The sequence below is a fragment of the Nocardia neocaledoniensis genome (genome assembly GCF_003182135.1).
Lineage (GTDB): Bacteria > Actinomycetota > Actinomycetes > Mycobacteriales > Mycobacteriaceae > Nocardia > Nocardia neocaledoniensis.
Window position 1 is genome coordinate 203032 of the sequence record NZ_QGTL01000012.1, and the last position, 26446, is coordinate 229477.

The following is a 26446-nucleotide window of genomic DNA, read 5'->3' on the forward strand; positions in this document are numbered from 1 at the left end:
GAGTCAGGCGCTGACGGCGGCGGGGGAGAGGGCGCGCAGCACGCTGTCGAGGTCGTCGACATCGACGACCAGGCGGGTGAAATCGGGACCGTCCAGGTCGATCCGCACCGCGTTGCCGCCGAAAGTGGTGTCCCAGAACTCTTTCCGGCCCTTGCCGCGGTACACGCCGGCGGCGATCACGCCCGGGATGAAGGTGCCCGGCGCGCGCACCCACGGCGGGCGCAGATCCACCTCGGCCGGGGTGATGCCGGTGATGGCGGCGCGGTCGATCACGACCTGCTGCCGCAGGGCGAGCAGGCGATGTCCACCGAGTACGTTGACCGTCACCGTGTTGCCGTCGATCTCGACCTCGACCATCGCTACCTCGCTCACCTTCGCGGAAAATGTTCCCTGTCCAGGTTCGGCGCCGGGCCTGTTCTGCGACTGTGGCGACCCTGTGAGTTCGCCAAGAACAAATTCCATCGAGAAATGTAGATATGCGCATCTATCCGGTGTCCACCTTTCGAAGTCGGGTGGACACCGTGCGAACAAGAAAAGCGAAGGACGGCCGGGGCTAGGCCTGGGCCGCGAGATGGGCTCGTTCGGCGATCTCGAGCACCTCGGCCAGCCACGGGGTGTACTTCCCGGGCGTCGCGGCCAGATCCTCGCGCAGGGACAGGGGGGAGACCCAGGCCCAGCTGCCCACCTCGGCGGGGTCGGGGCGGGGGGCCGCATCGATCACGCCGATCAGGACGTGGTCGTATTCGTGCTCCACCCGGCCCGTGGATTCGTCGCCCGCGCGGTACGAGAAGGCGCCGACCTCGGTGAGCTCGGCGGCGAGGCCGAGCTCCTCGCCCAGCCGGATCGCGGCGGCCTCGACCACCGGTTGCCCGGGGGCCGGGTGCCCGCAGCAGGTGTTGGCCCACTGCAGCGGGAACCGGGTCTTGACCGCGGCGCGCTGCTGGATCAGCACCCGGCCGGCGCGGTCGAACAGCAGCACCGAGAAGGCGCGGTGGAGCGTGCCCGGTGGCCGATGGGCATCGGCCACCGAGCACGTTCCGATCGCGGCGCCGGTGTCGTCGACCAGCTCCACGGGCAGAGCTTCGCGGTCGGACGACGGGTCGGCGAGCATTTCGGTCACCTGGCCACCTTATCGGCGACGATCAGCAGGTACTGGAAGCTCCCCTCGCGATAGGCGGTGAGGAACGGTTGCTCGACGCCGGTGGCGAGCTCGGAGTGCGTGCGCAGCTCCCAGTACGGGATGGTGTCGGGCGTGAGGTCGACCACGGTGGTCGGCACCAGGCCGTTGTCCGACAGCGCCCGGAAGTACTCGCTGCGCGGATGGATCATGCAGCCGTAGTGCGCGTCGATCCAGCTGACCGAGGCCGAGCGCCCGCCGGTGACGTCGTTGGAGCAGCCGGTGATGCAGACGTACCGGCCGCCGGGCTCGAGCAGCCGGGTGAACTCGTCGTACAGATCGAACAGGTCGACGTACATGGTGGTCTCGTTGGTCCAGATCGCGCGTGCCGACTCGTCGGGAAAGCCGGTGTCGAGCATGTTCCGGAAGTGGAACCGCACCCGGTCGCCGACACCGCGGGACGCGGCCTGGTCATTGGCGAAGCCGACCTGGTACTCGGAGATGGACACACCGTCGACCTGGCAGCCGAAGCGCTCGGCGGCCATGAAGCTGGTGCCGCCCCGCCCGGAGCCGCCGTCCACGACCCGGTCCGCGGTCTGCACCGATCCGAGGTTGTCGAGCAGGAAGTCGGCCTGGGCGGTCTCGAGCCGGTGTAGTTCCCGCACGATCCGGTCCTGCCTGGTCTCGTCGGGGCCGTCGAGCACCGACCAGTCGGGTTCACCGATGCCGTAGTGGTGGTGGTAGAGCCCGTCGACCTCGCCCAGCTTGGTGTTGACCCGGTCGTCGTTGGGATTGTTGTTCCAGTAGGCGGCGACGGAACGCTGATAGGTGGTGCGCAGCACGGAGGTGTCGGTGTGCGGGTTCGCGATGGTCATCGGTCGTCCTCTCCTGGTGCGATGTCGTGGTAGCGGCGGCTGTCGGCGTGCCAGGCGCGGTTGCCGCCCATCCAGGCCCACAGGCCGGTCAGGAAGCGGCGCAGCTCGGGGGAGCCCGCGGCGGCGAGCGGGGCGGCCTCGCGTTCGAACCGGTGCATCAGCTCGTCGTGGATCTCCGCGGTCCGCAGCACCGCCTCGCCGCGACTGCAGTTGTCCTCGGCGGCCAGGACCGTCGGCAGGTTGAACTCCCTGCCGTCGGAAAGGTCCTCGCGCGCCATCGAATACAGGTCGTTCACCATCTGGGCGGCCAGCGCGGCGGTGGTGACCACCCGGCGGACCGGAGGGTCGGTGTACTCGGCGGCGCCGAGTTCGTAGCCGCCGACCGCGTCGATCGGTGCCATGCACGGCAGGAAGCTGTGCGGTTGCCGATTGGTCAGGTATTCCCAGACCGGCGGCATCCGGCCCGCGGTGCGCCAGCCCGCCTCGGCGCCGAGCGCGATGAACCAGCCGGCGATCTCGGTGCGTAACCGGGCCAGCTGCGCCGGGCCCGCGTACCCCGCCAGGTGCGCGAACGAGGTGCGGAACGCGCGCAGGATCGGATCGGACTGCATGGCCAGTTCGAGCCGGGGGGCGTACCGCGCGGGCAGGTGGGCGGGATCCATGGCGGCGGCCGCGAGTTCGAGTCGCGGCCCGAGTTCGGCCGCGGCGCTGGACGGGGTGCCGTCGGGTGCGGTGTCGCCAGGGGCGTCCTCCTCGCAGTAGTAGTCGTCGACCGACCATTCGGCCACCGCGCAGCGGGCGGCGGCGAGCAGGCGGTCGGGGTCGTCGCAGTCGGGGTGGGCGAGCATGATCAGGCGGCCGAAATCGGCCTTGCCGAGCTCGTCGAGCCTGCCCTCGTAGAGGCCGATCTGGGCGGCCCAGGCGAGCAGGCCGGTGTTGACGGCCTCGGCCAGCGCCGGGTCGTCCCGTTCTGGCGGTGGGCAGTAGAGCGTCGGAATCCGCTGTGGCGCTGCGGGGGTCGGGGCGGCGGCCACGCGCAAGGTCGGGCGAAGGGCGCTGGTGCCGATGCCCGCGGGCCCGAGCAGGTGCCGTGGGCCTGCTGCCGGCGTGCGGGCCGGTGAAACCCGCTGGGGGAGTACGGATGCCGACGTACCCCGCCGCGGAAACAGGTCGGCGGGAGCGCTCGCGCCGTGCAGCAGCGCGGCCACGGTGCCTGCGAGCTCGGTGTTCGCCCGCGGTGCCGCCACCCTGGTCAGGATCGACACGGTCCGCGCCGATCAGTCGGCCCGGCGCGCGACGAGGACGTCGTCGAGCACACCGAGCGCGTCGGGAACCAGGACGGCGGCCGAGTAGTAGCAGCTCACCAGGTAGGACATGATCGACTGGTCGTCGATCTGCTTGAACCGCACATTGAGGCTCGGCTCGTACTCGTCGGGAATGCCGGTCTGGTGCAGGCCGACCACGCCCTGGTCCTGTTCGCCGATGCGCATCGCCATGATGGAGGTGGTCTGGGTGCCGCTCACCGGGATCTTGCCGCACGGCAGCATCGGCACACCGCGCCAGCCCGGCACACGATGACCCTGGAATTCCACCGGATCCGGATACAGGCCACGTCGCGAACATTCGCGACCGAACGCGGCGATCGCCTTCGGGTGCGCGAGGAAGAACTTCGTCCCGCGCCGCATGCTCAGCAGTTCGTCCAGGTCGTCGGGGGTCGGCGGCCCGGATTCGGTGGTGATGCGCTGCTTGAGGTCGCAGTTGTGCAGCAGGCCGAATTCCGGATTGTTCACCAGGTCGTGCTCGCGCCGCTCGTAGAGCGCCTCGACGGTGAGCCGCAACTGCTGGTCGACCTGGTTCATCGGATCGTTGAACAGGTCGGCGACGCGGGTGTGGATGCGCAGCACGCTCTGCGCCAGGCTCAATTCGTACTGGCGGGGGCTGGCGTCGTAGTCGACGAAGGTGCCCTCGAGCAGGGGTTCCCCGGAGTGGCCGGAGGAGATCTCGATATCGGCCTCGCCTTTGGAATTCTGCGTCCGATCCGGCGTGTGCGCGGCCTCGGTGCGAATGCGGGCGAGCTCCGGATTCGTGTCCAGGAATTGTTCGAACGATTCCCTGGACAGGCAGAGAATGGTGGTTCTGGTGACCGTCTTGACGGTGTCCGGCCAGATCGCCGATTCGTCGCTGAGCATCTCCTCGCCGTAATAGTCGCCGCCGGACAGCATGCCGAGTTTCGTCGCCTCGCCGTATTCGCCGGAGCCGAGCCGGGCGAGCTTTCCGTGGACGACGAGAATCACCTGATCCATCGGATTACCGAATTCGGCGACGACGGCCCCCGGGTCGAGGTCGTATTGCACGAAATTGTCGGCGAGCGGGCGCAGCAGCGCATCGTCCTCCACCGCGCGCAGGGCCGGGAGTTCGCGCAATTCCTGCGGGATCACACGGGCACGGGAACCGTCGACGACGAATTCGACCTCGCCGTTGCCCACGGTGTGGGTGAGCCGGCGGTTGACGCGGTACACACCGCCCGCGACCTGCACCCAGGGCAGTGCGCGGGACAGCCAGCGCGAGCTGATGCCCTGCATCTGCGGTTCGGATTTGGTGGTGTGCGCCAGCTTCTGGGCGGCGCTGGTACTGAGACTCTTGCGAACGGAATTGTCTGTGGGCAGCGGCATTTCGATGGTCATGAGTTCCTCACCTCGAAGCGTTTTTCGGCACAGCCGATCGACCTGTGCGGCGCGACACTGCGCGACAGGTCGGGGGTGGGCAACGATGCGAATCGAATGGTCCTGCGCGGAGGGAAACCGGGCGTGTGAAACGGTGTTACACGAAATCGAATGCGTGTCAGTACGTTCCGGACGCCATCGATCGTAGGTCGCCGGGACCGTCGCGCGCTGCCGAATTCGGAAAACACGGCTGTGACCGGGAGATCCGTTGTGCGGGAGGTGATTGCGAGCCGACGAATGTCCTGGGATGAATCGCCGATAGGGGGCGGGATCGTGGGTTCGGCCGTTATCGTCGAAGCATGTTCACCTGGATATACGGGTTACCGGTCTGGCTGGACTTCCTCCTCATCACCGGCGTCGCGGTGGGCCTCACGGTCACCGCGATCCTCCTCAGCAGAAGCGCCGTCCAGCGCGCGTTCGGGCCCGAGCCCGGCTGGAACGAGACCGTCACGATGGTGCTCACCGTCGGCGGCGTGTTCTACGGGCTGCTGCTCGGGCTGATCGCGGCGGCCACCTACGAGTCCTACGACGCGGCGCAGGGCCGGGTCGCCGACGAGGCCGCCGCGATCGGCACCCTCTACCGGGAGGTCAGCGCCTACCCGGAGCCCGCGCGCGGGATCCTGCGCGCCGACCTCGTCGCCTACACCCGCGACGTGCGCGAGGTCGTCTGGCCCGCGCTCCAGCGCGGTGAGGAGCCCATGGGTGGCACCGCTCTGGTGACGCGGTTCCAGGGCCATCTGCTCGAGTTCCGGCCGGCCGACACCGCCCAGGAGATCGTGCACGCCGCCACCATCGACCAGTTCGCCCGCTTCGACTCCGACCGCAGGCACCGGATCAACGCCACCAAGGGCGGCATCCCCGACGTGCTGTGGTGCACCATCCTGGTCGGCGGCGTGGTGAACCTGGTGTTGCTGTGCCTGTTCTGCCTCGGCCGGCACGCCCATCTCGTGCTCGGCGGACTGTTCGCCTTCTTCCTCGGCGCCATGATCTTCCTGATCGCCGCGCTGGACTATCCCTTCCGCGGTGATCTGAGCGTCAGCAGCGAGCCCTTCGACAGCGTCTACGCCAATGTGATGAGCCCCTGACCGGCGGTTGTGAGGTGAATCGCCGCAACATGCGGCCTGTCACAGCCGACACATAATGGAGGTCCGGTGTGGTTAGCTCATATGAGCACATCGGGGTGTGTGAGGTGTGTCACTGTCAGCAAGGTGGGAATGGTGGATTTCAGTCCAAAAGGTGTGGTCGGTTCGGTGCAGCGGTTGCTGGCTACCGCGCAGAACGGGCTGGAGGTGATCCGCTTCGGCGGATTGGCGCACGATGTCGAGTCCTCGCCCTTCGAGGTCGTCGAGCGACGTCGCATGTACCGGCTGCGCCATTACTTCCCCGACGACAAGTCGGCGGGCCGTCCGGTGGCGCTGCTGGTGCCGCCGTTGATGGTGAACGCCGACATCTGGGACGTCAACGCGGCGGGCGGGGCCGTCGGCATCCTGCACGCCAGCGGAATCGATTGCTGGGTGGTCGATTTCGGTTCGCCCGCGACCGAGGAGGGCGGCTGGGAACGCGACCTGGCCGACCACGTGCTCGCGGTGAACTCGGCCATCGACACCGTCTGCGAGGCCACCGGCGCGCAGGTGCACCTGATGGGGTACTCGCAGGGCGGCATGTTCGCCTACCAGACCACGGCCTACCGCTACGGCAAGGGCGTCGCCTCCATCGTCACCTTCGGCAGCCCGGTCGACATCGTCGCGGGCATGCCGTTCGGGCTGCCCTACGGGATGGTGTCGGAGGTCGCCGACTTCCTGGCCGACCACGTGATGCACCGGCTGCCGATCACCGAGTCGATGGTGCGCATCGGATTCCAGATGCTCGACCCGGTCAAGACCGCGAAGTCGCGCATCGATTTCCTGCTGCAGCTGCACGACCGGGAAGCGTTGCTGCCCAAGGAACGTCAGCGTCGCTTCCTCAACAGCGACGGCTGGGTGGGGTACTCCGGTCCCGCGGTCGCCGACCTGCTCAAGCAGTTCGTCGCGCACAACCGGATGATGCTCGGCGGCTTCGTCATTCGCGATCACCCGATCTCGCTGGCCGAGCTGCGGTGCCCGATCCTGGCGTTCGTCGGCGAGGTCGACGACATCGGCCAGCCCGCCGCGGTGCGCGGCATCGTGCGCGCCGCGCCCAACGCCGAGGTCTACGAGGCCAGTCTGGTGGCGGGACACTTCGGGCTCGTCGCCGGATCGATGGCGACCAACCACACCTGGCCGATGGTGCGCGACTGGGTCACCTGGATGGAGGGCAACGGCACGCTGCCCGAGCAGATCGTGCCCATGCAGGAACACGTCGCCTCGAACGCGCCGCGCACCGCCGCGACCCGCGTGGTGCACACCGCCGCGACCCTGGCCGAGGCGGGCGCCGGGGTCGGCAAGGCGCTGGAGGGCATCGCCAGCAACACGATTCGCGGCTCCGTCGAGATCGCGGGGGAGGCCGCGCGCGCCCTGCCGCGCCTGACCCGGCTCGGCATGATCCAGCCGCACACCCGCATCTCGCTGGGCAAGCTGCTCAGCGAGCATGCCAAGCGGGCGCCGCAGAAGGATCTGTTCCTCTTCGACGACCGGGTGCACACCAATGCCGCGGTGGAGGTGCGCATCGACAACGTCGTGCGCGGGCTCATCTCCGTGGGCGTGCGGCCGGCCACCCGGGTCGGCGTGGTCATGGAGACCAGGCCCAGCGCCCTGGCCGCCGTCGCCGCGCTCTCGCGCCTCGGCGCTGTCGCGGTACTGCTCGCCCCGGGCGCCGAACTCGCCCACGGCATGGAACTGACCGGCGTGCGGACGCTGATCACCGATCCGGAGAACCTGGACATCGCGGCCGCAACCGGCGCGCGGGTGCTGGTGCTCGGCGGCGGCGCCACCAGGCCGCTGTCGGTGCCGACCGGTGACCGGGTGGTCGACCTGGAGCAGATCGACCCGTCCAAGGTCCGGGTGCCCGCCTGGTACCGGCCCAATCCCGGCCTGGCCCGCGAATTGGCCTTCATCCTGGTCCTCGGCGCCGGACCCAAGCTCGAGGCCAAGTACATCACCAACCACCGCTGGGCACTCTCGGCGTTCGGCACCGCGAGCGCGGCCGATCTCGACCGCCGCGACACCGTGTACTGCCTCGCGCCGCTGCACCATTCGTCCGGCCTGCTGGTGAGCCTCGGCGGCGCGATCGCCGGCGGCAGCCGGATCGCGCTGGCCAGGCCGACCGACATGGAACCGGGACGGTTCGCCGAGGAGGTGCACCGCTACGGCGTCACGGTGGTGACCTACACCTGGACGATGCTGCGCGACCTGCTCGACGCCCAGGTCTTCCCGGCCGGGCACAACCATCCGATCCGGCTGTTCATCGGCTCCGGCATGCCCGCCGGGCTGTGGCGGCGCACGGTCGAGCAGTTCGCGCCCGCCCGGGTGCTCGAGTTCTACGCCTCCATCGACGGTGACGTGGTGCTGGCCAATGTCACCGGCACCAAGATCGGCGCCAAGGGCCGGCCGGTGCCCGGCACCGCGCAGGTGGAGCTCGTCGCCTACGACCCGGTCACCGAGCAGATCCTGGTCGGCGACGACGGTTTCGCCCGCCGCTGCGTCGACAACGAGCCCGGCCTGCTGCTCGGCAAGTCCGTCGATGTCGGCGACCTGTCCGATGGTGGGTTGCGCGGCGTGTTCCGGGCGAACGACGCCTGGTGGCCGACGGAGAACATCTTCCGCCGCGACAGCGACGGCGACTACTGGCTGGTCGACCGCCGCGACACGGTGATCCGCACCCCGCGCGGCCCGGTGTTCACCCAGCCGATCGTCGACGTGCTCAACGACATCACCGCGGTCGACATGGAGGTGGCCTACAGCCTGCCGACCCCGTCGGGCAACCTGGCCGCGGCCGCGCTCTGCGTGCGGGCCGGCTTCAAGATCGAGCCGGGCGACGTCACCGAGGCGATGCGGGCGCTGCCCCTGGATCAGCGTCCCGATCTGGTCTACGTCGTCGACGACATCCCGCGCAGCCCCAGCTTCCGGCCCTCGGCCACGGCGGTCCAGGCGGCGGGTCTGCCCAAGCCCGGCCCGAGCACCTGGCTCTACGACCGCGAACGCGAGGCCTACGAGGTGCTCACCGACGCGGTGGCCGCCGAACTGTTCGGCGGGAACTGACCGTGCGCGGTGCGGGCCGGGCGCACCCGGCCCGCACCGCGGTCAGACCCGGTATTCGGTGACCGCGTCGACGACGCGGGAGAGCTGAGCCTCGCTCAGCAGCGGCCACAGCGGCAACCGCACGATGGTCGCCGAGAAGTTTGCCGAGCGGGTGCACGGCACCGGCGTGCGGCCGTACTTGAGGCCCGCCGGGCTCGAATCCAGCGGAATGTAGTGGAACGGCGCCACGATCCCGCGCTCGGCGAGATGGGCGATGAGGCCGTCGCGGCTGTCCTCGGTGGGCATCCGCAGGTAGAACAGGTGCGCGGTGTGACCGCGGTCGGCGGGCACCGTCATCGGGCGGATGTCGTTGCGGGCGGCCCAGTCCGGCAGCGCGGCGGCGTAGGTGTCCCACACGCGGTGCCGCTGGGTCTGGATGGTGTCGAACTCGGCCAGCTGCGCGTCGAGCACCGCGGCGTTGAGTTCGCTGGGCAGGTAGCTCGAGCCGATGTCCTGCCAGGAGTACTTGTCCACCTGGCCGCGCAGGAAGCGGGCCCGGTCGGTGCCCTTCTCCCGCATGATCTCCGCGCGGCCCATCAGGATCTCGTCGGAGAGCAGCAGCGCGCCGCCCTCGCCGCAGTGCACGTTCTTGGTGTCGTGGAAGCTCTGCGTGCCCAGCGTGCCAATGGTGCCGAGCTGCCTGCCGCGCCAGGTGCCGCCGAGGCCGTGCGCGTTGTCCTCGATGATCGCCACCCCGTGCTGGGCGGCCAGTTCGAGCAGCGGCGCCATGTCGGCGGCCACACCGCCGTAGTGCATGACCACGATCGCCTTGGTGCGGTCGGTGATCGCGGCCGCGGCGGCGGCCGGGTCGATGTTGCCGGTGGTGTCGTCGATGTCGACGAACACGCACGTCGACCCGCGCAGCGCCATCGCGGTGGCCGCGGACGTGAACGCGAAACTCGGGACGATGACCTCGTCCTCGGGGCCGAGTTCGAGCAGCAGCGCGCCCAGTTCCAGCGCGTGCGTGCAGGAGGTGGTGAGCAGCGCGTGCTCGGCGCCGGTGATGGCCTTGATCTTGGCGGTGGCCGACTTGGTGAACTGACCGTCACCGTGACTGTGATCGGAATCGAGCACGGTCAGCAGGTTGGCGCGTTCGGCGGCGGCGCGGAACGGCCTGCTGAAGATGATGCGGTCGCTCACTCGTGGTGACCCTTCTCCGTCGCGGCTGGAATCGGCGCGTGCATCGTATCCGGGCGCGGTGTCGGGCTGTCGACGGTGAGGTAGAGCGGCTTGCCGACCAGGATGTGCAGCGCCACACCGAGATACTCCGCGATCAGGCCGAGCGAGAACAAGGTGGCGCCCGAGCACAGCAGCAGCACGACGATGATCGAGGCCCAGCCCTCGGGATCGCTGTTGTCCTGCGTGAGCGCCTGCACGATCACCACCCCGGCCATGATCACCCCCGCCAGGGCCAGGGTCACCCCGAGCATGCTCACCAGGCGCAGACCGCGGGTGCCGCTGCACAGCACCATCTTCCAGAACAGCGAGAACAGGCGGCGATAGTTGTAGCCGGATTCCTCGCGCCCCTCGGCGCGCAGGGTCACCGGCACCTGGACCGCGTTGCCGACCACCCAGGTCAGCGCCACGTCCAGGTACACGCCGTTGGCGGCGACCTCGGCGAGCTGGCGGCCGATGTCACCGCGGATCAGCCGGAAGCTCTCGAACCGGGTGGAATCCGGGAAGGCGAACACCGTCGCGAGCACGATCTTCGCCCCGCGCGAGGTGAGGTTGCGCAGGAAGCCGTGCGGACGGGTGTTGCTCGGCTTGGAGTACACCAGGTCGGCGCGGGAGGCCAGCGCCGCGTCGAGGAAGTCGGCGATGAAGGCGGGATCGTGCTGGCCGTCCTCGTCCATCGTGACGATCCAGTCGCCGCGCGCCGCCGCCATGCCGGCGATCGTCGCCGCGTCCTGACCGAAGTTGCGGCTCAACCACACCGGACGCACCTGCGGGTAGGAGCCTGCCAGTTCCTGCAGCACCACATCGGAGCGGTCGGGGCCGTTGTCGTGGACGAGGATGATCTCCTCCACCGCGAAGCGGGCGCCCGCCGCCGAGGTCGACGGTCCGGTCAGCCGGTCCAGCTCGGCGACCAGCGCCGCGATCGTCTCCTCGCCCCGGTACACCGGGACCACCACCGACACCGAATGCACCGGGCGCGACCCATTGCGGTCGGGCGCCCCGGCGGGCAGCACGGCGCCGGGTCGGGACGAATGTGCGGAAGGAATCGGCATCGTCGACTTTCGGTGATGGGAGGCGGTGCGGTGCGGGCCCGACAGTGGGGGAACTTTAACACTGGGCGGTGGCGCCCGCTGGTGACGCAGGGCACCGTGCGACGGTGCCGTCGGTGCCGCTTACCTGTAGGGTCTGATCCTCGTGGTGGAAAGTAGAACCCCTCCCCGTCGTGCCGTGTACCTGTGGGGCTTGATCACCTCCCTCGGAGTGATCGCGGGCTACGGCGCGGTTCTGCTGGCGAACGCCCGGCACTTCTACACCGACGACACCGAATCCCAGTACGTCCCGCTGTGGGTGATGCTCGGCAGGCGGCTGCGCGACGGCGATCTGCCGGTGATGGTTCCCGAGCACTGGATGGCGGGCAACTACGCCATCGAGGAAGCGGGACTGCTGAATCCGCCGCAGCTGCTGATCGATCTGATCGCGCCCTCGGTCGGCAACCTGGTGCTGTACGCGACCGTGGTGAAGCTGATCTTCGCGATCATCCTCGGCCTCGGCGTCTACCGGATCTGCCTGGCCTACGGTTCGCGGGTGCAGTGGGCCGCGCTGGCCGGCGTCTCGATCCCGTTCACGGGCTGGCTGCTGTTCTTCGACGAGGCCAGCTGGATGACAGCGTTCACCGGCACCGCGTGGATGGTGCACGCGTGGGCCTCCGGCGTGCGATACGCGCGCGGTCGAGGCGGGCCGATTCCGGTGTTCGTCTATCTCTACCTGGCGATTTCGGTGCAGTACATCTTCCCCGCTGTCGAGGCCGGGATGATGATCGTCGCGGTCGCCGTGGGCGAGCTGATCTACCAGAAGACCTGGCGCCCGTCGCTGAAACTGCTGGTGGTGTCCGGGCTGGCCGCGCTGGCCGGGCTCGCGACCTATCTGCCGAGCATGCTCTCGGCCAAGGTGACCTGGCGCGGCACCGCCCAGATCAACAACGACCAGTTCCTCACCGTGCCGTGGTCGGAGTCGCTGAACGCCAGCCTGCCCACGACCCTGCCCGCGTTCACCTCCTGGTGGGGCTACGTGCAGCCGCTGCCGGTGGTCTACATCGCGTGGTTCCTCGTCCCGGCGCTCGCGTTCATCGATTGGGGCAAGGCGCGGGGCGCCTGGCGGGAGATCAGTGGGATCGCGCTGTTCGCGATCGCCGCCCTCATGTGGACCGCGGGGCCGGGCACCATCGGGCCGCTGCGCTGGCCCGCCCGGGTGCTGCCGATGGTGGCGCTGGGTCTGCTGCTGCTGGTGTGCGTGCTGCTCGGCCGCTTCGCGACGTTCAAGGACTGGCGGGCGCGCGGGATCGCGGCGGCCGTGCTGATCGGGTTGCTGTGGGTGCGGTCGTTCTCCGCCGACCCGCATCACTGGCTGTGGCACGTCGGCGCCGCGCTGGTGCTCGCGGCGCTCGGCGCGCTGGTGGTGTGGCTCGCGGTGAACAAGGGCACGACGGCGGCGGTGGCACTGGCCATCGTCGCGGTGTTCCCGATCGCCTATTTCCAGGTCGACCGGGCCCAGCCGACGCCGATGAGCTGGAACCTGCCCAGCGATCGCGGCGCGGCGATGGCGGCGTTCCCCGACTTCGCGGGCACCACCCTGCAACTGGGCGATCGCGGCCTGATCCAGCCGGGGGAGCGCACGCTCGACGGCGCCTACGGCTCGCTGGTGTTCGGCAACTACGCCAAGGACCTCGAACTCACCTACGTCAGCGGTTACACGCCGAACGGCCACTACTGGTTCGGTGACATGCTCTGCATGCGCTGGGACACCAGCGTCTGCCCCGACGCCTTCCGCCGCGCGTTCGCGGTCGAACCGTCGACCGGCAAGACGATCGTCGACCTGATGAACATCGACCGCGTCGTCCTGCAGAAAGCGCTCTATCCGGACGCGGGCACGCAGGAACCGCCCGCCGGCTGGCGCTGGGTCGCCTACCCGGGCCACGAGAAGTACATCGCGGTCCTGGAACGCGAGGACGGCCTGATCTCCACCCGCAACGGCCGGATCTCGGCGGTCCAGGGCGCAACCGCGGTCTCGGTGTCGGAATCCGACACGACCAGCCGGGTGAAGGTCAGCTCCGACAGCGGTGGCCGCGTGGTGTTCGCGCGCCTGGGCTGGCCGGGCTACCGCGTGAGCCTCGACGGCAAGGACGTGCCGTTCACGGTGGTGGCCAAGAGCTTCGTCGCGGTCGACATCCCCGCGGGCACCCGCGACGGCGATCTCGAGCTGACCTGGCGGCCGCCGGGCTGGAAGATCGGCGGCGCGGCGATCCTGGCCAGCCTGCTCGGGCTGGCGCTGTTCCAGTGGCTGTACCTGCGCGGGCGCAGGCCCGAGGACACCGAACCCGCGGTGCCCGCCGCCGAGACCATCCCCGACGGCGACGCCGAACTCGCGGACGCGGTGCGATGACCACCGAGGCGGCGCCGGTCGGCGGTGTGCTCGAGACGCCGGGCCCGCTGCTGCGGATCGTGAAGCGCCAGGAGCTGGCGTTCGCGATCGTCGGCGGGTTCAACACCCTGCTCGGCATGGCGCTGGCGGTGTTCTGGCTGGGCGTGCTCGGGGACGGCAGGCCCGGGCTCGCCGTCGTCGCCGCCTACGCGGTGAGCACGCTGGTCGCCTTCGTCCTGCACCGCACCCTGGTGTTCCGGGTGCGCGGGCGGCTGCTGCGCGATTTCGTCGCGTTCTGCGGAGTGAACGTCGGCGGGCTGGTGCTCAACGTCGTGCTCGTGGAGGTGGCGGTGACCGGTCTCGGGTTCCCGGCCGCGCCCGCCTCGGTGATCGTCATGGGTCTGGTCGCGGTGCTCAGCTTCTTCGGACACCGCTACATCTCGTTCCGGCGCGCGCGGTAGGTTGGGCGCATGGCGCACGAATCCACCCTCGACACAACCCTGCTCGGCCTGCTGGCCTGCCCGCAGGACAAAGGCCCCCTGCAGCTGGTCCGCACCGAAGCCGGCGCGAGCGTGCTCTACAACCCGCGCCTGCGCCGCGCCTACCCGATCGACAACGGCATTCCCGTGCTGCTCGTCGACGAGGCCCGCGACGTCGCCGACGCCGAGCACGAGTTCTTCACCGCCCAGTCCTGAGCGGGACCAGCGCGGCGGCACTGGCGAGCAGGCCGACCCCGGTCAGCAGCAGCGCCGCGCGCGCACCGCACACCTGGGCGAGAACGCCGATCCCCACGGTGGCCGCCGCGACGACCGCGCTGTTGGTCACCGTCCAGGTCGTGAGGACGCGGCGGGTGTCGGCCGGGTCGATCCGTTCGAGCCGGACGGTCGCGAACACCGGCCCGAACACCGCCATCGCCGCGACGATCGCGGTCTGCACCACCAGCACGACGATCAAGCCCGCGAATCCGGCCGGCGTCAACGCCAGGCCCAGCGACCAGGCGACTCGCGACACCCCGGCCCAGCGCAGCACCACCGGCGCGCCGAAACGGCGCACCAGCGGACCGGTCAGCCTGGTCGCGGCGAGCCCACCCAGGCACGGCACCCCGAGCACCACGCCGTACTGCCAGGTCGTGAATCCCAGATCGCGCACGAGCAGCACCGTCAGCACGGGCGCGCTGCCCATGATCAGCCCGTTGACCAGGCAGGTGTTCACAAACAACCACCGCAGCACCGGATCGGCCGCGATCAGCTCGCGGCCCGAGGCGCCGCGGTGGGCCGCAGCGGGCGGCGACCAGGTCTCGCGCGCCCGGATCCCCGCCAGCGCGCAGGCCGAGCCCAGATAGCTGACCGCGTCGATCGCCACCGTGATCACGGGCCCGAACAGCCCCAGCAGCAGCCCACCCACCGGCGGCCCCGACGCCGTCACCGCCCACTGCGTCGCCTCGAGCCTGCTGTTGGCCGTCAGCAGCAGCTCCGGTGGGGCGACCGCGCGCAGCAGTGCACCACGCGCGGCCGTGAACACGATCGTCGCGGCGGCGGTGAGCGCGGCGACGATCACCAGGTGCCCGTAGGTGAGCGCGCCGGCGAACCACGCCAGGGCCACTCCGGCCAGCAGCGCGCACCGCGTGAGGTCGGCGCCGAGCAGCGTCACGCGTTCGGGCGCCCGCTCGGCCCATGTCCCGAGCGGCACGGCCAGCACGGCGCCGACGGCCGGCCCCAGCGCGGCCAGTGCCGCGACCGCGAACGCGCCGGCGTGCAGTTGGGTGAGCGCCAGCAACGCGAAGGAGTCGAGCGCGATCCGGCTGCCCGCCGTGCTGACGGCGAACGACGTCCACAGGCGGGTGAAGTCTGGGCCGAGCCGGGGTGCCGAGGTGGCGGCGATGCGCATGCCGGACACCGAATCATCGGCAGGCGCCGGCGATCAAACAACGGCGTGGACCAGGGGAACAACGTCCGGTTGTGCGTCGACGTCCTAGGGTGGGAGCCGTGGATTTCCGAGCTGTCGCGACTTTCGTCGCCGTCGCCGACACGGGACAGTTCCAGGAGGCGGCCGTCGATCTCGGCATCACCCAGCAGGCGGTGTCCAAGCGCGTCGCCGCGCTCGAACGCGAGTACGGGGTGCGGCTGTTCCGCCGGACACCCCGCGGCGCCGAGCTCACCGCCCCGGGCCGGGATCTGCTGCCGCACGCCAGGGACATCCTGACGGCCTGCCGACGCGCCGAGGAGGCACTGCGGCCACCCGCGCGGCCCCTGCGCGTCGACGTGATCGCGACCAGGGGCGGCGCGGCCACCCTGCTGCGGCGCTTCCACCGCGCCCACCCCACGGTGGAGCTGGACGTGGTGACCCTGCGCGGCGAGGCGGCGATCGCGGCCGTCGCGGACGGCGCGATCGACGCCGCCCTGCTGGCGATCACCGGCGACGGGCTCCCCGGCACGGTCCGGACCCACCGGGTCCACGACGAACCGCTCCAACTGCTGGTCGGCGCGGAACATCCCCTGGCCGAACACCTTTCGCTGCGCACGGCGGAGCTGCGCGAGGTGCCGCTGTGGATGCCCGGCCTGACACCCGGTACCGAGTGGGCGGCCTACTACCGGCAGCTGAGCGCCGCGTTCACCCTCGACATCGACCGGTCCGGACCCAATTTCGGGATGGAACACCTGCTCGACACCATCGAGGCCAGCACGAGCATCGCCACGGTGATCGGCGTCGGCACGGTCATCGACCCGTCCTCGCGCCCGCGTCTGCACCGCATCGACCTGCGCGATCCCACGCCCTGCTATCCGTGGTCGGTCTGCGTGCGCACGTCCGACACGCACCCGGCGCTGCCGCTGTTGCTCGATCATTTCGCACGCGACCGTCCACCCGAGCCCACCGACCGCTGGCTCCCGACATGGGCGCGAACGTAGGTCCCCACCGAGAGAGCAAGCAGGGTTAGGCTCACCTCAGTTGTCGTCGAGCGCAAGAAGGTGTCGCCGATGTCCGACGAGGTAACCCTGAGCGGCATTCCGCTGACCATGCTCTGGACCCTGCACAACCGGGGATCGGAGGTGAAACGCGCCGACGCGGTCCTCACCGACCCGGATTGCGAACGGCTCTACGACGCCATCGATTTCGACTACGAAGGCACCTTCGGCCCACCGGACGGCACCCACGCGGTCCGCTCGGCCCGTTTCGACGCGGCGCTGCGCCCATGGCTGGCCGCGCACCCGGGCGGAACGGTGGTCGAACTCGCCGCAGGCCTGGAGACCCAGTTCCAGCGGTGCGACGACGGCGCGGTGCGGTGGCTGTGCGTCGACGTGCCCGAGGCGATCGAGATCCGCCGCCGCTTCCTCCCGCCGACCGAGCGCTGCCGATATCTGCCGATCAGCGCCCTCGACCTGACCTGGTTCGACCACGTCGACCCGGCGCACGGCGTCTTCGTCTCCGCCCAGGGGCTGTTCATGTACTTCACGCCGGAGGAGGTACGCGGCCTCGTCACCGCGATCCTCGAACGCTTTCCCGGCGTGGAGCTGATGTTCGACACCATCCCGCCGTGGTTCTCCCGCAAGACGATGCGTGGATTTCGCAAGACGCCGGGCTATCTCGCGCCACCCATGCCGTGGGGCGTCGAGCGGAGCCGGGTCGACGCCCTCCTGCGTTCGTGGAGTTCCGCCGTCGACACGGTGACCGTCGACTCGTACGGACCCTCGCACGGACCACTGGCCGCGTCGCTGCCGATCTTCGGCGCGTTGCCTCTCCTGCGCGACATCCCGCCCGCGATCGTCCGGGTGCGAGCGCGCTGAAAGGTCAACGGCCGCAGTCGATATCGCTGGTCAGATAGCGCTGCACCGCCGGGCCGACCGCCGCGACCACCGTCTCGATCGGCATCGAGGCCAGCGGCTCGATGCCGATGATCTTGCGCGCGGTGAGCACCCCGACCATCTGCGCGGCGACCAGCGACACCCGGGCGCGGCCGTCGTCGTCGGCGGTGGCGATCCGGCCGCGCACCCGCTCGAGCACGACCTGGAGCAGGAAGGAACGCGCCAGGCTCATCTCGCCGCCGCCGCCCAGCATGCTGCGCACCATGGCCACGATGCCCGGCCCGGCGGGGGAGTCCCACACGGTGACCACCGCGCGCACGATCGTCGCGCCGAGCTCGTCGAGCGGTGCGTTCTCGACCTGGCTCAGCGTCGAGTCGGGGTCGACCGGGAAGTCCACCGCGGCCGCGAACAACTGCTGCTTGGTCCCGAAATAGTGGTGCACGAGCGCGGGATCGACGTCGGCGTCGCCCGCGATCGCCCGGATCGAGGTCTTGTCGAAACCGGCGTCGGCGAACCGGATCCGGGCGGCCTCGAGAATCGCCGTCCTGGTGTCGGTGTTGCCGGGCCTGCGCCCGGTGCGACCGGACCTGGCTGTGCCCGAACCGGATTCGCCGTCGCTCATGTTCTCCTCGTTCCGTCAGGGTGTCCGTCGCCGCAGGGTGGCCGCGCCCAGACACAGGGCCACCACGGCGAACCCAGCGACCACCGCGATGTCGCGCCACATGACGCCGGTCGGCTCCGGGGAGACCGACACCTGCTGCAACGCGTCGACCGCGTAGCTCAACGGCATCACATTGCTGATCGCCTCCAGCCACCCGGGTAGGCGGTCGCGGGGAACGAGCAGGCCGCACAGGAAGATCTGCGGCGCCACGATCACCGGCATGAACTGCACCGCCTGGAACTCGGTGCGGGCGAACGCGCTGGCCAGCAAGCCGAGCGCGACGCCGCACACCGCGTCGACCATGGCGATCAGCATCACCCAGCCCGGACTACCCGCGGCCTCGAGCCCGAGCAGCCAGAACGCGACCACGCACGCGACGGCGGCCTGCGCCGCGGCGGCGAGGGAGAACGCGCTGCCGTACCCGGCCAGCAGATCCAGCTTGCTCAGCGGCGTGGTGAGCAGCCGCTCCAGCGTGCCCGAGGTGCGCTCGCGCTGCATGGCGATGGCGGTGATCAGGAACATCACGATGAACGGCAGGATGCCGAGCATGGTGATACCGACCCGGTCGAAGATGGTCAGCGGGGAGTGCGGCGCGCGCGGAGCGTCCTGATAGATGAAGTACAGCAACGTCATCAGCAGGGCGGGTACCACCAGGATCATGGCGACGGTGCGGCGATCGTTGCGCAGCTGGCGCAGGATCCGGCCGGTGGTGGCGGTGTAGGGGCGCAACGGGATGCTCATGCGCGCTCTCCCATCGTGATGAGGGTGAGGAAGGCGGTCTCGAGGTTCTGCTCGCCGGTCCGCTCGCGCAGCTCGTCAGGGCTGAGCTGGGCGAGCAGGTCGCCCTCGCGCATGAGCAGCAGCCGATCGCAGTGCTCGGCCTCGTCCATCACGTGACTGGAGACGAGCAGAGTCGTTCCGGCGGCGGCCAATTCGCGGAACTGCTTCCACAGCTCCACCCGCAGGACCGGGTCGAGTCCGACGGTCGGTTCGTCCAGCACCAGCAGTTCCGGCTTGCCGACCAGCGCGCAGGCCAGCGATGCCCTGGTCTTCTGCCCGCCCGAGAGCTGGTCGCCGAGCTGGCCCGCGTACTCGGCCAGCCCGACGGCGCCGAGCGCGGCGTCGATGTCGTCGCGATCGCGGCCGTAGAGCGCGGCGTAATAGGCGACGTTGTCGCGGACGCTGATGTCGGCATAGATGCTCGGCGCCTGGGTGACGTACCCGACCCGGCGGCGCAGCCCGGCACTGCCCGCCGGTTCGCCGAGCACGGTGACGGTGCCCGATTCCACGATTTGGGTGCCCACCACGGCGCGCATGAGGGTGGTCTTCCCGCAGCCGGACGGGCCGAGCAGGCCGGTGATCGAACCCTGCGGGATGTCGAGCGACAACCCGTGCAGGACAGTGCGTTTCCCACGGGTGACGGTCAGCCCGTCGACCTGGACAGCGGTCGGTGGCGGGGCGGTGTGCGACATGGTCGCCTCAATTCATCGAGTGTTGAATTCACTACGTGATGAATTTAGCGCGACCGGGACGCCCTGGCAAGGCTCAATGCGGGTGGGTGGGTGCGACCGCGGCCTCCTGACCGGGCTCGACGACCACGAACTGGCCCATCATTCCCTGGTCCTCGTGCCAGAGCAGGTGGCAGTGATACATGTACGGCGTGTCCGGATCGGCGGGCCCGTCGAAGCGCAGCGCCACCGTCGCGCTCGTGTTCGGCGGCAGGAAGAGCGTGTCCTTCGGGCCGGTCAGCGCGGGCGGCGGTGGCGCGCCCGCGTAGTCGAGCACCCGGAACTGCACGTCGTGGACGTGGAAGTTGTGCGGCATCCCGTCGACATTGCGGATCACCCACCGCTCGGTGGTGCCCCGCGTCACCGTCGCGTCGATGCGGTCCATGGCCATCTTCGCTCCGTTGATCCCGGAGAGAGTCAGGTCGAAGGCGCGTTCGCGGACCGCGTCGGCGCCGTCCGGCGTCGACGGCGCGACCAGCGCCGCGGGCAGCTCGGGGGAGGGGCGCAGGGTCGCGGCCGCGCGGAGCTCCAGCACGTCGAAGCGGTCGTCGCCGCCGGCGAATCGGTTGCCCCAGAAGTCCAGGCCCGCGTCGAGCCGCTCGCTGCGCAGCACCGCGCGCTCACCCGGCCGGACCCGTACCACGATCTCGGCCCGCTCGCCGGGCGAAAGCTGCACGGCGGACAGGGTTTCCGGCCGCGGGAGCAGACCGCCGTCGGTCCCGATCAGCGCGAAGGTCCTGCTGTCGTGGAAGGCGAAGGTGTAGATCCGCGCGGTCGAGGCGTTGAGCACGCGCAGGCGCACCAGTTCGTCGCCGACCTCCTGATACGGCGCGAGGGTGCCGTTGACCATGGTGCGGTCGCCGAGGAATCCGACATCGCGGAACACGCCGTGACCGCCGTCCAGTTGCCCTCGGCGGAGCCGCACATCCTGCACGATCACCGGGAGATCGTCGACGCCGTAGGTGTCGGGCAGCGGCAGGGCGTTCGCGGCGTCGTCGTCGAGCAGGAACATGCCCGCCAGGCCGCGCCGGACGTGGTCCTCGGTCTCGCCGTGCGGATGGGGGTGGTACCAGAGCGTCGAAGCCGGTTGCGCCACTGTCCATTCCGGGATCCAGGTGGCACCGGGATCGACCATCTGGTGGGGCCCGCCGTCCATCTCCGCCGGCAGATGCATGCCGTGCCAGTGCACCGTCGAGGCTTCCGGCAACTGGTTGCGCACCCGGACCCGGACCCGCTCGCCGCGGGCGGCCCGCAGGGTGGGGCCGAGGTAGCTGCCGTTGAAGCCCCAGGTCTCGGTGGCGGTGCCGGGCTCGAATTCGGTGGTCCCGGTGCGCATGTCGAGGTCGAAGACGCGCGTTCCGTCGGCCTCGACGGTCGACGGCGCCAGGGGTGGGACGGCGAGCGGTCTGGTGAATTCCGTGGTGCCGACGGTGGAGACGTCGGCGGTGGACCAGGACCAGGTCACCAGCCCGGCGATCGCGCACACGAGGGTGAGGACGAACGCGCAGGCGCCGAACAGTATCCGGCGGAGTCGAGAGGGGGAAGCCATGTTCCGACGGTAGGAACGGCGCACCGGTTCGCACATCGGGAGCGGGCCCCCAACCGACCCTGGTTCACACCCTGACCGACCGGGCTTTCCGCAGGTGGCGAGGCCACTGGGTGATGAGTGACTCAGGTCACAATAAATGGTTGTCACGTTCCGCCGGGCTCATCTGTCCTATCGGCATCCCATCGAGAAGGAGTGCCGCCATGAACACCACCGCACACCACGTCGTCGTCCTCGGCGCCGGCTACACCGGCATGCTGGCCGCGATCCGGCTCGCCCACCGCACCCGTGCGCGCGGTGTCCGGATCACCCTGGTCAACCCGTCGGCCAGGTTCACCGAGCGGCTGCGGATGCATCAGATCGCCGCGGGCCAGGAACTGGCGAACCATTCGATTCCCGAGCTGCTCGCCGGCACCGGCATCGCCTTCGTCCAGGGCTGGGCCACGGCCGTCGACCCCGAGGCGCGGCGCGTGCGGGTCGACGGGCACGGGGAGCTCGCCTACGACGAACTCGTCTACGCCCTCGGCAGCACCACCGACACCTCCGCCGTGCCCGGCGCGGCCGAGCACGCGTGGGCACTGAACGATCCGCGCGTCGTCCACCGCTTCGCGGGCGAGCTCGCCGCGCTGGCCGAGGGCGCCGCGGTGACCGTCTGCGGTGGCGGCCTCACCGGCATCGAAGCGGCCGCCGAGATCGCCGAGAGTCAGCCGGGCCTGCGCGTCACGCTCGTGAGCGCGACCGAACCCGGCGCCATGATGGGCGAACGAGCCAGGGCCCACCTGAACAAGGTGCTGGATCGCCTCGGCGTCGTCCGCGTGGTCGGCAAGCGGGTCACCAAGGTGCTGCCCGCAGCCGTCGAACTCGCCGACGGCACCACTCTCAGCAGCGATCTCACGCTGTGGACCAGCGGCGTGCGGGTCTCCCCGCTGGCCGCCGCCGCGGGCATCGCCACCGACGCGCGGGGCCTGATCGTGGTCGACGCGACGCTGAAGTCGGTGTCGCATCCCACGATTCGCGCCATCGGCGACGCCGCCGCCGTGCGCCAGCCCTGGGGCGTCATCCACGGCACCTGCCAGAGCGGCCTGCCGACCGCCGCCTACACCGCCGACGCGATCGCCGCCGAGCTGCGCGGCAGGCGGGTGCGCCCGTTCCGGTTCGGCTACTTCCACCAGCCCGTGAGCCTGGGCAGGCGCGACGCCGTCATCCAGTTCACCCACGCCGACGACACCCCGCGCCGCGTCCACCTGACCGGCTGGGCGGCGCGAACCTACAAGGAACTGGTGAGCGGCAGCCCGGTCCCGACCTTCAAGGCCAGCCGGAAGATGATCATGAGCGTGCAACTGTCCAAGGGCGGCAGGGCGACGCGCCGGAACATGCGCCATGGTTGACGACATGCCGGACCAGGACCCCTTCCTCGCCCATCGCAGGCTGCTGTTCGCGACCGCCTATCGGATGCTCGGAACCGTCACCGACGCCGAGGACGTCCTGCAGGACGCGTGGCTGAAATGGAACGACACCGATCGCGCCGCCGTCGACCATCCGAAGGCCTACCTGGTCCGCACCGTCACCAACCTGGCGCTGAACCGGCTCACCTCCGCCAGGGCCACCCGCGAGGCCTATGTCGGCCCGTGGCTGCCCGAACCGGTCCTGACCTCACCCGACATCGCCGAGGACACCGCATTGGCCGACACCGTCTCCACCGCGATGCTGGTGGTCCTGGAAACCCTCACCCCGATCGAACGCGCGGTCTTCCTGCTGCGCGAGGTGTTCGGGTACTCGCACGCCGAGATCGCCGCGGCGCTCGAGCGACCCGAGCCCACCGTTCGTCAGATCGTGCACCGCGCCAAGAACCACGTGCGCTCGCGCAGGCCGCGCTTCGACACCGACAAGGCCGCCCGCGCCCACATCACCGAGCAGTTCATGGCCGCCTGCGCCGGCGGCGACCTGAACGCCCTGATGGACCTGCTCGCCCCGGACGTCACCTGCTGGTCCGACGGCGGCGGCGTGGTCACCGCCGCGCGCAGGCCGCTGCACGGGCCCGATCACGTCGCCCGGTGGATCCTCGGCGTCCTGGCGAAACCGTCCTCGGCGGGCGCCGAGCTCAGTGCCGCCGAGATCAACGGCGAGCTGGGCACGCTCATCTCCATCGGCGGCGCGCCCGGCGCCGCCTTCACCTTCGACCTCGTCGACGGCCGCGTGCGCAACCTGCGCTTCCAGGTGAACCCGGGCAAGCTGGCGGGCCTGTACCGGGGGACCGAGCTGCTCGGCTGAGTTCGGCGGTAGGCACAATGGCGGGCGTGTCCGCCCAGGAACTGGCCGTCGATCCGCCCACCGCCGCGCGCAGGCTGCTCGGCGCGACCCTGTGGTCGGGGCCGGTCGCGCTGCGCATCGTGGAAGTCGAGGCCTACGGCAGCGATCCCGCCGGCCCGTGGCCGGATCCCGCCGCGCATTCCTGGCCGGGGCCCACGGCCCGCAACGCGGTGATGTTCGGCCCGGCCGGGCGGCTCTATGTCTATCGCTCCTACGGAATCCACCTGTGCGTCAACGTCACCACCGGCTACGACGGCGAGGCCGGCGCGGTGCTCGTGCGCGCGGCGGAAGTGCTCGACGGCGTCGATCTCGTCCGCGAACGCAGGCCCGCCGCCCGCAAGGACGCCGACCTCGCGCGCGGACCTGGCAATGTCGGCAGCGCGCTCGGCATCAGCCTCGCCGACTACGGCACCGAACTGTTCGATCCGTTCTCCGACGTGCGCCTCGAGCTGAAACCGCCTGTGCCACAAGCGGACATCGCCACCGGCCCCCGTGTCGGTGTCAGCCTGGCCGCCGAGGTGCCGTGGCGGTTCCTGATCCCCTCGCCGGCGGTCTCGGTGTACCGGCGCAGCCCGCGCGCGGCGGCACCGACGACGTAGCGCGAAAAATCTCGCACGGGCAGCGATGAATTCCGCGGCGACCCTCCGTCCTATCTGTTGAACGCGCCACCGACCCCAGCGCGACCGACCAGAAGGACCAGAGATGACCACCACCACCGCAGACTTCGCCACCACCACCGCTGCCGCGCGCCGCCCCGGCAAGATCCGCAACCGCGTCCTGTGGACCCTGCAGATCGTGCTCGGCCTGTTCTTCATCATCGCCTCGGGTGGCCCCAAGATCGTCATCCCGCACATCCTCATGGAGAACCCGCCGCAGAACATGACCATCCCGATGGGGCTGCTCATCTTCATCGGCGTCGCCGAGGTGGCCGGCGGCATCGGCCTGATGGTGCCGAAGCTGACCGCCCTGGCCGCCGCGGGCCTGTCGCTGCTCACCGTGCTCGCCGCCGCGACGCAGGCCTTCATCGCCGACCTGCCCGGCATGGCGATCTTCCCGCTGGCGCTGGCCGCGATCTTCGCCTGGATCGCCTACGAGCGTCGCGAGAGCATCACCGCGCTGATGCGATGAGTGTCGACTCGACCCGCTGACGATCGCCGGAACCACACGGTTCCGGCGATCATCGGCGTGCCGAGGAAGTTCGGCCTGTTCGCGAGCCCGGATCCGGATGCGCAAAGATGGGCACCGTGACCGGCGACATCTTCGACGAACTGACCTGGCGCGGCCTGATCGCGCAGTCCACCGACCTGGACGAGATGCGGGCGGCCGCCGCGACCGCGCCGCTGACCCTCTATGCCGGCTTCGACCCCACCGCGGCGAGCCTGCACGCGGGTCACCTCGTCCCGCTGCTCGCGCTGAAGCGTTTCCAGCGCGCCGGTCACCGGCCCATCGTCCTCGCGGGCGGCGCGACCGGCCTGATCGGTGACCCGCGCGACGTCGGCGAACGCACCATGAACTCCACCGACACCGTCGCCGAGTGGGCCGGACGCATCCGCTCCCAGCTCGAACGCTTCGTCGACCTCGACGATTCGCCGACCGGCGCGGTGATCGTCAACAACATGGACTGGACCGGATCGCTGTCCACCGTCGACTTCCTGCGCGACATCGGCAAGCACTTCTCGGTGAACGTCATGCTGGCCCGCGACACCGTCAAGCGGCGGCTCGAGGGCGACGGCATCTCCTACACCGAATTCAGCTACATGCTGCTGCAGGCCAACGACTACCTGCAGCTGCGCCGCGAACACGGCTGCACGCTGCAGGTCGGTGGCTCCGACCAATGGGGCAACATCATCGCCGGCGTGGAACTGAACCGCCGCGTCGACGGCGCGCACGTGCACGCGCTCACGGTGCCCCTGGTGACCTCGGCGGACGGCAAGAAGTTCGGCAAGTCCACCGGCGGCGGCAGCCTCTGGCTCGACCCCGAACTCACCAGCCCCTACGCCTGGTACCAGTACTTCGTGAACACCGCCGACGCCGATGTCGTGCGGTACCTGCGCTGGTTCACCTTCCTGAGCCGCGAGGAACTCGACGAGCTGGAGCTGGCCACCACCGAACGCCCGTTCGCCCGCGAGGCGCAGAAGCGCCTGGCGGCCGAGATGACCACGCTCGTGCACGGCGAAGCCGAGACCCGCGCGGTGGAACTGGCCAGCCAGGCCCTGTTCGGACGCGGCGATCTGCGCGAGCTCCCCGAGTCGACCCTCGGCGCCGCGCTGCGCGAGACCGCGATCGACGGCAAGGTCGCCGAGGTCGTCCCCGGTGAGCCCAACACGATCGTCGACCTGCTCGTCGCCTCCGGCCTGGCCGAGAGCCGGGGAGCGGCCCGGCGCGTGGTCAACGAGGGCGGGGCGTCGGTGAACAACGAGCGGGTCGCCGACATCGACTGGACGCCGTCGGACACCGACTACCTGCACGGACAGTGGCTGGTGCTGCGCCGGGGCAAGAAGAACATGGCCGGCGTCCGACGGATAGCCTGACCGCGCCGCGGAGGCCTGAGTCACATCCGTGTGATTCGGGCCGCCGCAGCGGCGATCGTCAGCGCGCTGACCTGCGCAGATGCGCTGCTGTCCAGGCGATTTGACGCGGCGTTATCCGGCGCGTAACTTATTGGAAGTCAGAGCGACACGGACCAACCGGAGAGCGCCTGGCAAGCCCAACAGAGTGACCAGCATTACGATTGACATCGTCTGGAAGCGAAGTTAGGCTGGAACAGTTGCCCTGCAGACGATCCGGACGAGAGCCGGTGGTTCTGCTTGTGCGTGTGTTCTTTGAGAACTCAATAGTGTGTCGATGAATGTCAGTGCCAATAATTATTGGTGCCAGCCTTTCATACCCCCCGGTTGGAAGGTTGGACATTTTGAACAACAGCAAACTTTTTGCTGGTGTTCGGCTTGCTAGGTTTTCGGACTCTAGTTTAGATATTTCTGATTACACCCTTCGGGGTGTGGTTGAGAGTCTTCAACGGAGAGTTTGATCCTGGCTCAGGACGAACGCTGGCGGCGTGCTTAACACATGCAAGTCGAGCGGTAAGGCCCTTCGGGGTAC

24 protein-coding genes and 1 rRNA gene are annotated in these 26446 nt (G+C 69.8%); 13 read left to right on the top strand and 12 right to left on the bottom strand.

Features of this window, described 5'->3' with window-relative positions:
- Window positions 1-3 precede the first annotated feature (3 nt).
- The 5 genes from DFR69_RS27380 to DFR69_RS27400 form a co-directional block, all read right to left on the bottom strand.
- Window positions 4-372 (bottom strand): hypothetical protein, encoded by a 369-nt coding sequence (locus DFR69_RS27380; protein ID WP_244198484.1) that lies wholly within the window; start codon window positions 370-372, stop codon window positions 4-6.
- A 181-nt stretch (window positions 373-553) separates the two neighbouring features.
- Window positions 554-1111 (bottom strand): isopentenyl-diphosphate Delta-isomerase, encoded by a 558-nt coding sequence (idi, locus tag DFR69_RS27385; protein ID WP_110040564.1) that lies wholly within the window; start codon window positions 1109-1111, stop codon window positions 554-556.
- Between the two features lie 5 nt (window positions 1112-1116).
- Window positions 1117-1992 carry a geranyl diphosphate 2-C-methyltransferase gene (locus DFR69_RS27390; RefSeq protein ID WP_110040517.1) on the bottom strand — a complete coding sequence of 292 codons (876 nt, stop codon included), beginning with the start codon at window positions 1990-1992 and terminating at the stop codon, window positions 1117-1119.
- Entirely contained in the window at window positions 1989-3239 is a 1251-nt protein-coding gene (locus DFR69_RS27395; protein WP_244198485.1) for a family 2 encapsulin nanocompartment cargo protein terpene cyclase, read from the bottom strand. Before DFR69_RS27395 ends, DFR69_RS27390 begins: the two co-directional genes overlap by 4 nt.
- A gap of 30 nt (window positions 3240-3269) precedes the next feature.
- Window positions 3270-4676 (bottom strand): family 2B encapsulin nanocompartment shell protein, encoded by a 1407-nt coding sequence (locus DFR69_RS27400; RefSeq protein ID WP_110040519.1) that lies wholly within the window; start codon window positions 4674-4676, stop codon window positions 3270-3272.
- A 338-nt stretch (window positions 4677-5014) separates the two neighbouring features.
- Here DFR69_RS27400 and DFR69_RS27405 point away from each other — a divergent pair, with 338 nt between their 5' ends.
- Window positions 5015-5800, top strand: coding sequence for a bestrophin-like domain (locus tag DFR69_RS27405; RefSeq protein WP_110040520.1), 786 nt, complete (start codon window positions 5015-5017; stop codon window positions 5798-5800).
- A gap of 129 nt (window positions 5801-5929) precedes the next feature.
- A complete protein-coding gene (locus tag DFR69_RS27410; RefSeq protein ID WP_110040521.1) occupies window positions 5930-8890 on the top strand; it encodes an AMP-binding protein in 2961 nt (986 codons plus the stop codon).
- A 42-nt stretch (window positions 8891-8932) separates the two neighbouring features.
- Here DFR69_RS27410 and rffA read toward each other — a convergent pair whose 3' ends face one another.
- Window positions 8933-10069 carry a dTDP-4-amino-4,6-dideoxygalactose transaminase gene (rffA, locus tag DFR69_RS27415; RefSeq protein WP_110040522.1) on the bottom strand — a complete coding sequence of 379 codons (1137 nt, stop codon included), beginning with the start codon at window positions 10067-10069 and terminating at the stop codon, window positions 8933-8935.
- Window positions 10066-11076: a glycosyltransferase gene (locus DFR69_RS27420; RefSeq protein WP_110040565.1), complete on the bottom strand. Its 1011-nt coding sequence runs from the start codon at window positions 11074-11076 to the stop codon at window positions 10066-10068. The genes rffA and DFR69_RS27420 overlap by 4 nt, the downstream gene beginning before the upstream one ends.
- A gap of 256 nt (window positions 11077-11332) precedes the next feature.
- Between DFR69_RS27420 and DFR69_RS27425 the strand changes: the two genes are divergently transcribed.
- The 3 genes from DFR69_RS27425 to DFR69_RS27435 are packed head-to-tail and all read left to right on the top strand — an operon-like array spanning window position 11333 to window position 14217.
- Complete coding sequence (locus tag DFR69_RS27425) at window positions 11333-13543, top strand: glycosyltransferase family protein (protein WP_110040523.1); 2211 nt, start codon at window positions 11333-11335, stop codon at window positions 13541-13543.
- Window positions 13540-13983, top strand: coding sequence for a GtrA family protein (locus DFR69_RS27430; protein WP_110040524.1), 444 nt, complete (start codon window positions 13540-13542; stop codon window positions 13981-13983). The genes DFR69_RS27425 and DFR69_RS27430 overlap by 4 nt, the downstream gene beginning before the upstream one ends.
- A gap of 9 nt (window positions 13984-13992) precedes the next feature.
- Window positions 13993-14217, top strand: coding sequence for a Trm112 family protein (locus DFR69_RS27435; protein ID WP_110040525.1), 225 nt, complete (start codon window positions 13993-13995; stop codon window positions 14215-14217).
- Here the strand turns inward: DFR69_RS27435 and DFR69_RS27440 are convergent.
- A complete protein-coding gene (locus DFR69_RS27440) occupies window positions 14201-15409 on the bottom strand; it encodes an MFS transporter (protein ID WP_110040526.1) in 1209 nt (402 codons plus the stop codon). The genes DFR69_RS27435 and DFR69_RS27440 overlap by 17 nt on opposite strands.
- A gap of 98 nt (window positions 15410-15507) precedes the next feature.
- Between DFR69_RS27440 and DFR69_RS27445 the strand changes: the two genes are divergently transcribed.
- Together DFR69_RS27445 and DFR69_RS27450 are read left to right on the top strand one after the other, a co-directional pair.
- Entirely contained in the window at window positions 15508-16428 is a 921-nt protein-coding gene (locus DFR69_RS27445) for a LysR family transcriptional regulator (protein WP_110040527.1), read from the top strand.
- A gap of 69 nt (window positions 16429-16497) precedes the next feature.
- On the top strand, window positions 16498-17304 hold the full coding sequence (locus DFR69_RS27450) for a class I SAM-dependent methyltransferase (protein ID WP_110040528.1): 807 nt from the start codon (window positions 16498-16500) through the stop codon (window positions 17302-17304).
- 4 nt (window positions 17305-17308) lie between these two features.
- On the opposite strand, the gene DFR69_RS27455 is transcribed toward DFR69_RS27450, so the two are convergent.
- From DFR69_RS27455 to DFR69_RS27470, 4 genes are all read right to left on the bottom strand, one after another.
- Window positions 17309-17944, bottom strand: a complete 636-nt coding sequence (locus DFR69_RS27455) for a TetR/AcrR family transcriptional regulator (protein WP_110040529.1) — start codon at window positions 17942-17944, stop codon at window positions 17309-17311.
- Between the two features lie 15 nt (window positions 17945-17959).
- Window positions 17960-18724: an ABC transporter permease gene (locus tag DFR69_RS27460; protein WP_110040530.1), complete on the bottom strand. Its 765-nt coding sequence runs from the start codon at window positions 18722-18724 to the stop codon at window positions 17960-17962.
- Window positions 18721-19455: an ABC transporter ATP-binding protein gene (locus DFR69_RS27465; RefSeq protein ID WP_110040531.1), complete on the bottom strand. Its 735-nt coding sequence runs from the start codon at window positions 19453-19455 to the stop codon at window positions 18721-18723. Before DFR69_RS27465 ends, DFR69_RS27460 begins: the two co-directional genes overlap by 4 nt.
- A gap of 73 nt (window positions 19456-19528) precedes the next feature.
- Window positions 19529-21040 (bottom strand): multicopper oxidase family protein, encoded by a 1512-nt coding sequence (locus DFR69_RS27470; RefSeq protein WP_186817522.1) that lies wholly within the window; start codon window positions 21038-21040, stop codon window positions 19529-19531.
- A 200-nt stretch (window positions 21041-21240) separates the two neighbouring features.
- On the opposite strand from DFR69_RS27470, the gene DFR69_RS27475 reads away from it, so the two are divergent.
- The 6 genes from DFR69_RS27475 to DFR69_RS27500 all read left to right on the top strand — a co-directional run.
- Window positions 21241-22425, top strand: a complete 1185-nt coding sequence (locus DFR69_RS27475) for an NAD(P)/FAD-dependent oxidoreductase (protein WP_110040533.1) — start codon at window positions 21241-21243, stop codon at window positions 22423-22425.
- Between the two features lie 4 nt (window positions 22426-22429).
- Window positions 22430-23308, top strand: coding sequence for an RNA polymerase sigma-70 factor (locus DFR69_RS27480; protein ID WP_208644055.1), 879 nt, complete (start codon window positions 22430-22432; stop codon window positions 23306-23308).
- Between the two features lie 17 nt (window positions 23309-23325).
- Window positions 23326-23946, top strand: a complete 621-nt coding sequence (locus DFR69_RS27485) for a DNA-3-methyladenine glycosylase (RefSeq protein ID WP_110040535.1) — start codon at window positions 23326-23328, stop codon at window positions 23944-23946.
- Window positions 23947-24049: 103 nt separating this feature from the next.
- A complete protein-coding gene (locus DFR69_RS27490) occupies window positions 24050-24475 on the top strand; it encodes a DoxX family protein (RefSeq protein ID WP_110040536.1) in 426 nt (141 codons plus the stop codon).
- 116 nt (window positions 24476-24591) lie between these two features.
- Window positions 24592-25878, top strand: coding sequence for a tyrosine--tRNA ligase (tyrS, locus tag DFR69_RS27495; protein ID WP_110040566.1), 1287 nt, complete (start codon window positions 24592-24594; stop codon window positions 25876-25878).
- A gap of 481 nt (window positions 25879-26359) precedes the next feature.
- Window positions 26360-26446, top strand: a 16S ribosomal RNA gene (locus tag DFR69_RS27500); the annotation flags it as partial.

What these genes read in the sequence shown, in the direction of transcription:
- DFR69_RS27410 (WP_110040521.1), top strand. Translation starts at nt 5,930, where the DNA reads ATGGTGGATTTCAGTCCAAAAGGTGTGGTCGGTTCGGTGCAGCGGTTG.
- DFR69_RS27430 (WP_110040524.1), top strand. Translation starts at nt 13,540, where the DNA reads ATGACCACCGAGGCGGCGCCGGTCGGCGGTGTGCTCGAGACGCCGGGC.
- DFR69_RS27460 (WP_110040530.1), bottom strand. Translation starts at nt 18,724, where the DNA reads ATGAGCATCCCGTTGCGCCCCTACACCGCCACCACCGGCCGGATCCTG.
- DFR69_RS27450 (WP_110040528.1), top strand. Translation starts at nt 16,498, where the DNA reads ATGTCCGACGAGGTAACCCTGAGCGGCATTCCGCTGACCATGCTCTGG.
- DFR69_RS27440 (WP_110040526.1), bottom strand. Translation starts at nt 15,409, where the DNA reads ATGCGCATCGCCGCCACCTCGGCACCCCGGCTCGGCCCAGACTTCACC.
- DFR69_RS27475 (WP_110040533.1), top strand. Translation starts at nt 21,241, where the DNA reads ATGAACACCACCGCACACCACGTCGTCGTCCTCGGCGCCGGCTACACC.
- DFR69_RS27470 (WP_186817522.1), bottom strand. Translation starts at nt 21,040, where the DNA reads ATGGCTTCCCCCTCTCGACTCCGCCGGATACTGTTCGGCGCCTGCGCG.
- DFR69_RS27435 (WP_110040525.1), top strand. Translation starts at nt 13,993, where the DNA reads ATGGCGCACGAATCCACCCTCGACACAACCCTGCTCGGCCTGCTGGCC.
- DFR69_RS27480 (WP_208644055.1), top strand. Translation starts at nt 22,430, where the DNA reads ATGCCGGACCAGGACCCCTTCCTCGCCCATCGCAGGCTGCTGTTCGCG.
- DFR69_RS27405 (WP_110040520.1), top strand. Translation starts at nt 5,015, where the DNA reads ATGTTCACCTGGATATACGGGTTACCGGTCTGGCTGGACTTCCTCCTC.
- DFR69_RS27390 (WP_110040517.1), bottom strand. Translation starts at nt 1,992, where the DNA reads ATGACCATCGCGAACCCGCACACCGACACCTCCGTGCTGCGCACCACC.
- idi (WP_110040564.1), bottom strand. Translation starts at nt 1,111, where the DNA reads ATGCTCGCCGACCCGTCGTCCGACCGCGAAGCTCTGCCCGTGGAGCTG.
- DFR69_RS27455 (WP_110040529.1), bottom strand. Translation starts at nt 17,944, where the DNA reads ATGAGCGACGGCGAATCCGGTTCGGGCACAGCCAGGTCCGGTCGCACC.
- DFR69_RS27465 (WP_110040531.1), bottom strand. Translation starts at nt 19,455, where the DNA reads ATGTCGCACACCGCCCCGCCACCGACCGCTGTCCAGGTCGACGGGCTG.
- DFR69_RS27400 (WP_110040519.1), bottom strand. Translation starts at nt 4,676, where the DNA reads ATGACCATCGAAATGCCGCTGCCCACAGACAATTCCGTTCGCAAGAGT.
- DFR69_RS27485 (WP_110040535.1), top strand. Translation starts at nt 23,326, where the DNA reads ATGGCGGGCGTGTCCGCCCAGGAACTGGCCGTCGATCCGCCCACCGCC.
- DFR69_RS27490 (WP_110040536.1), top strand. Translation starts at nt 24,050, where the DNA reads ATGACCACCACCACCGCAGACTTCGCCACCACCACCGCTGCCGCGCGC.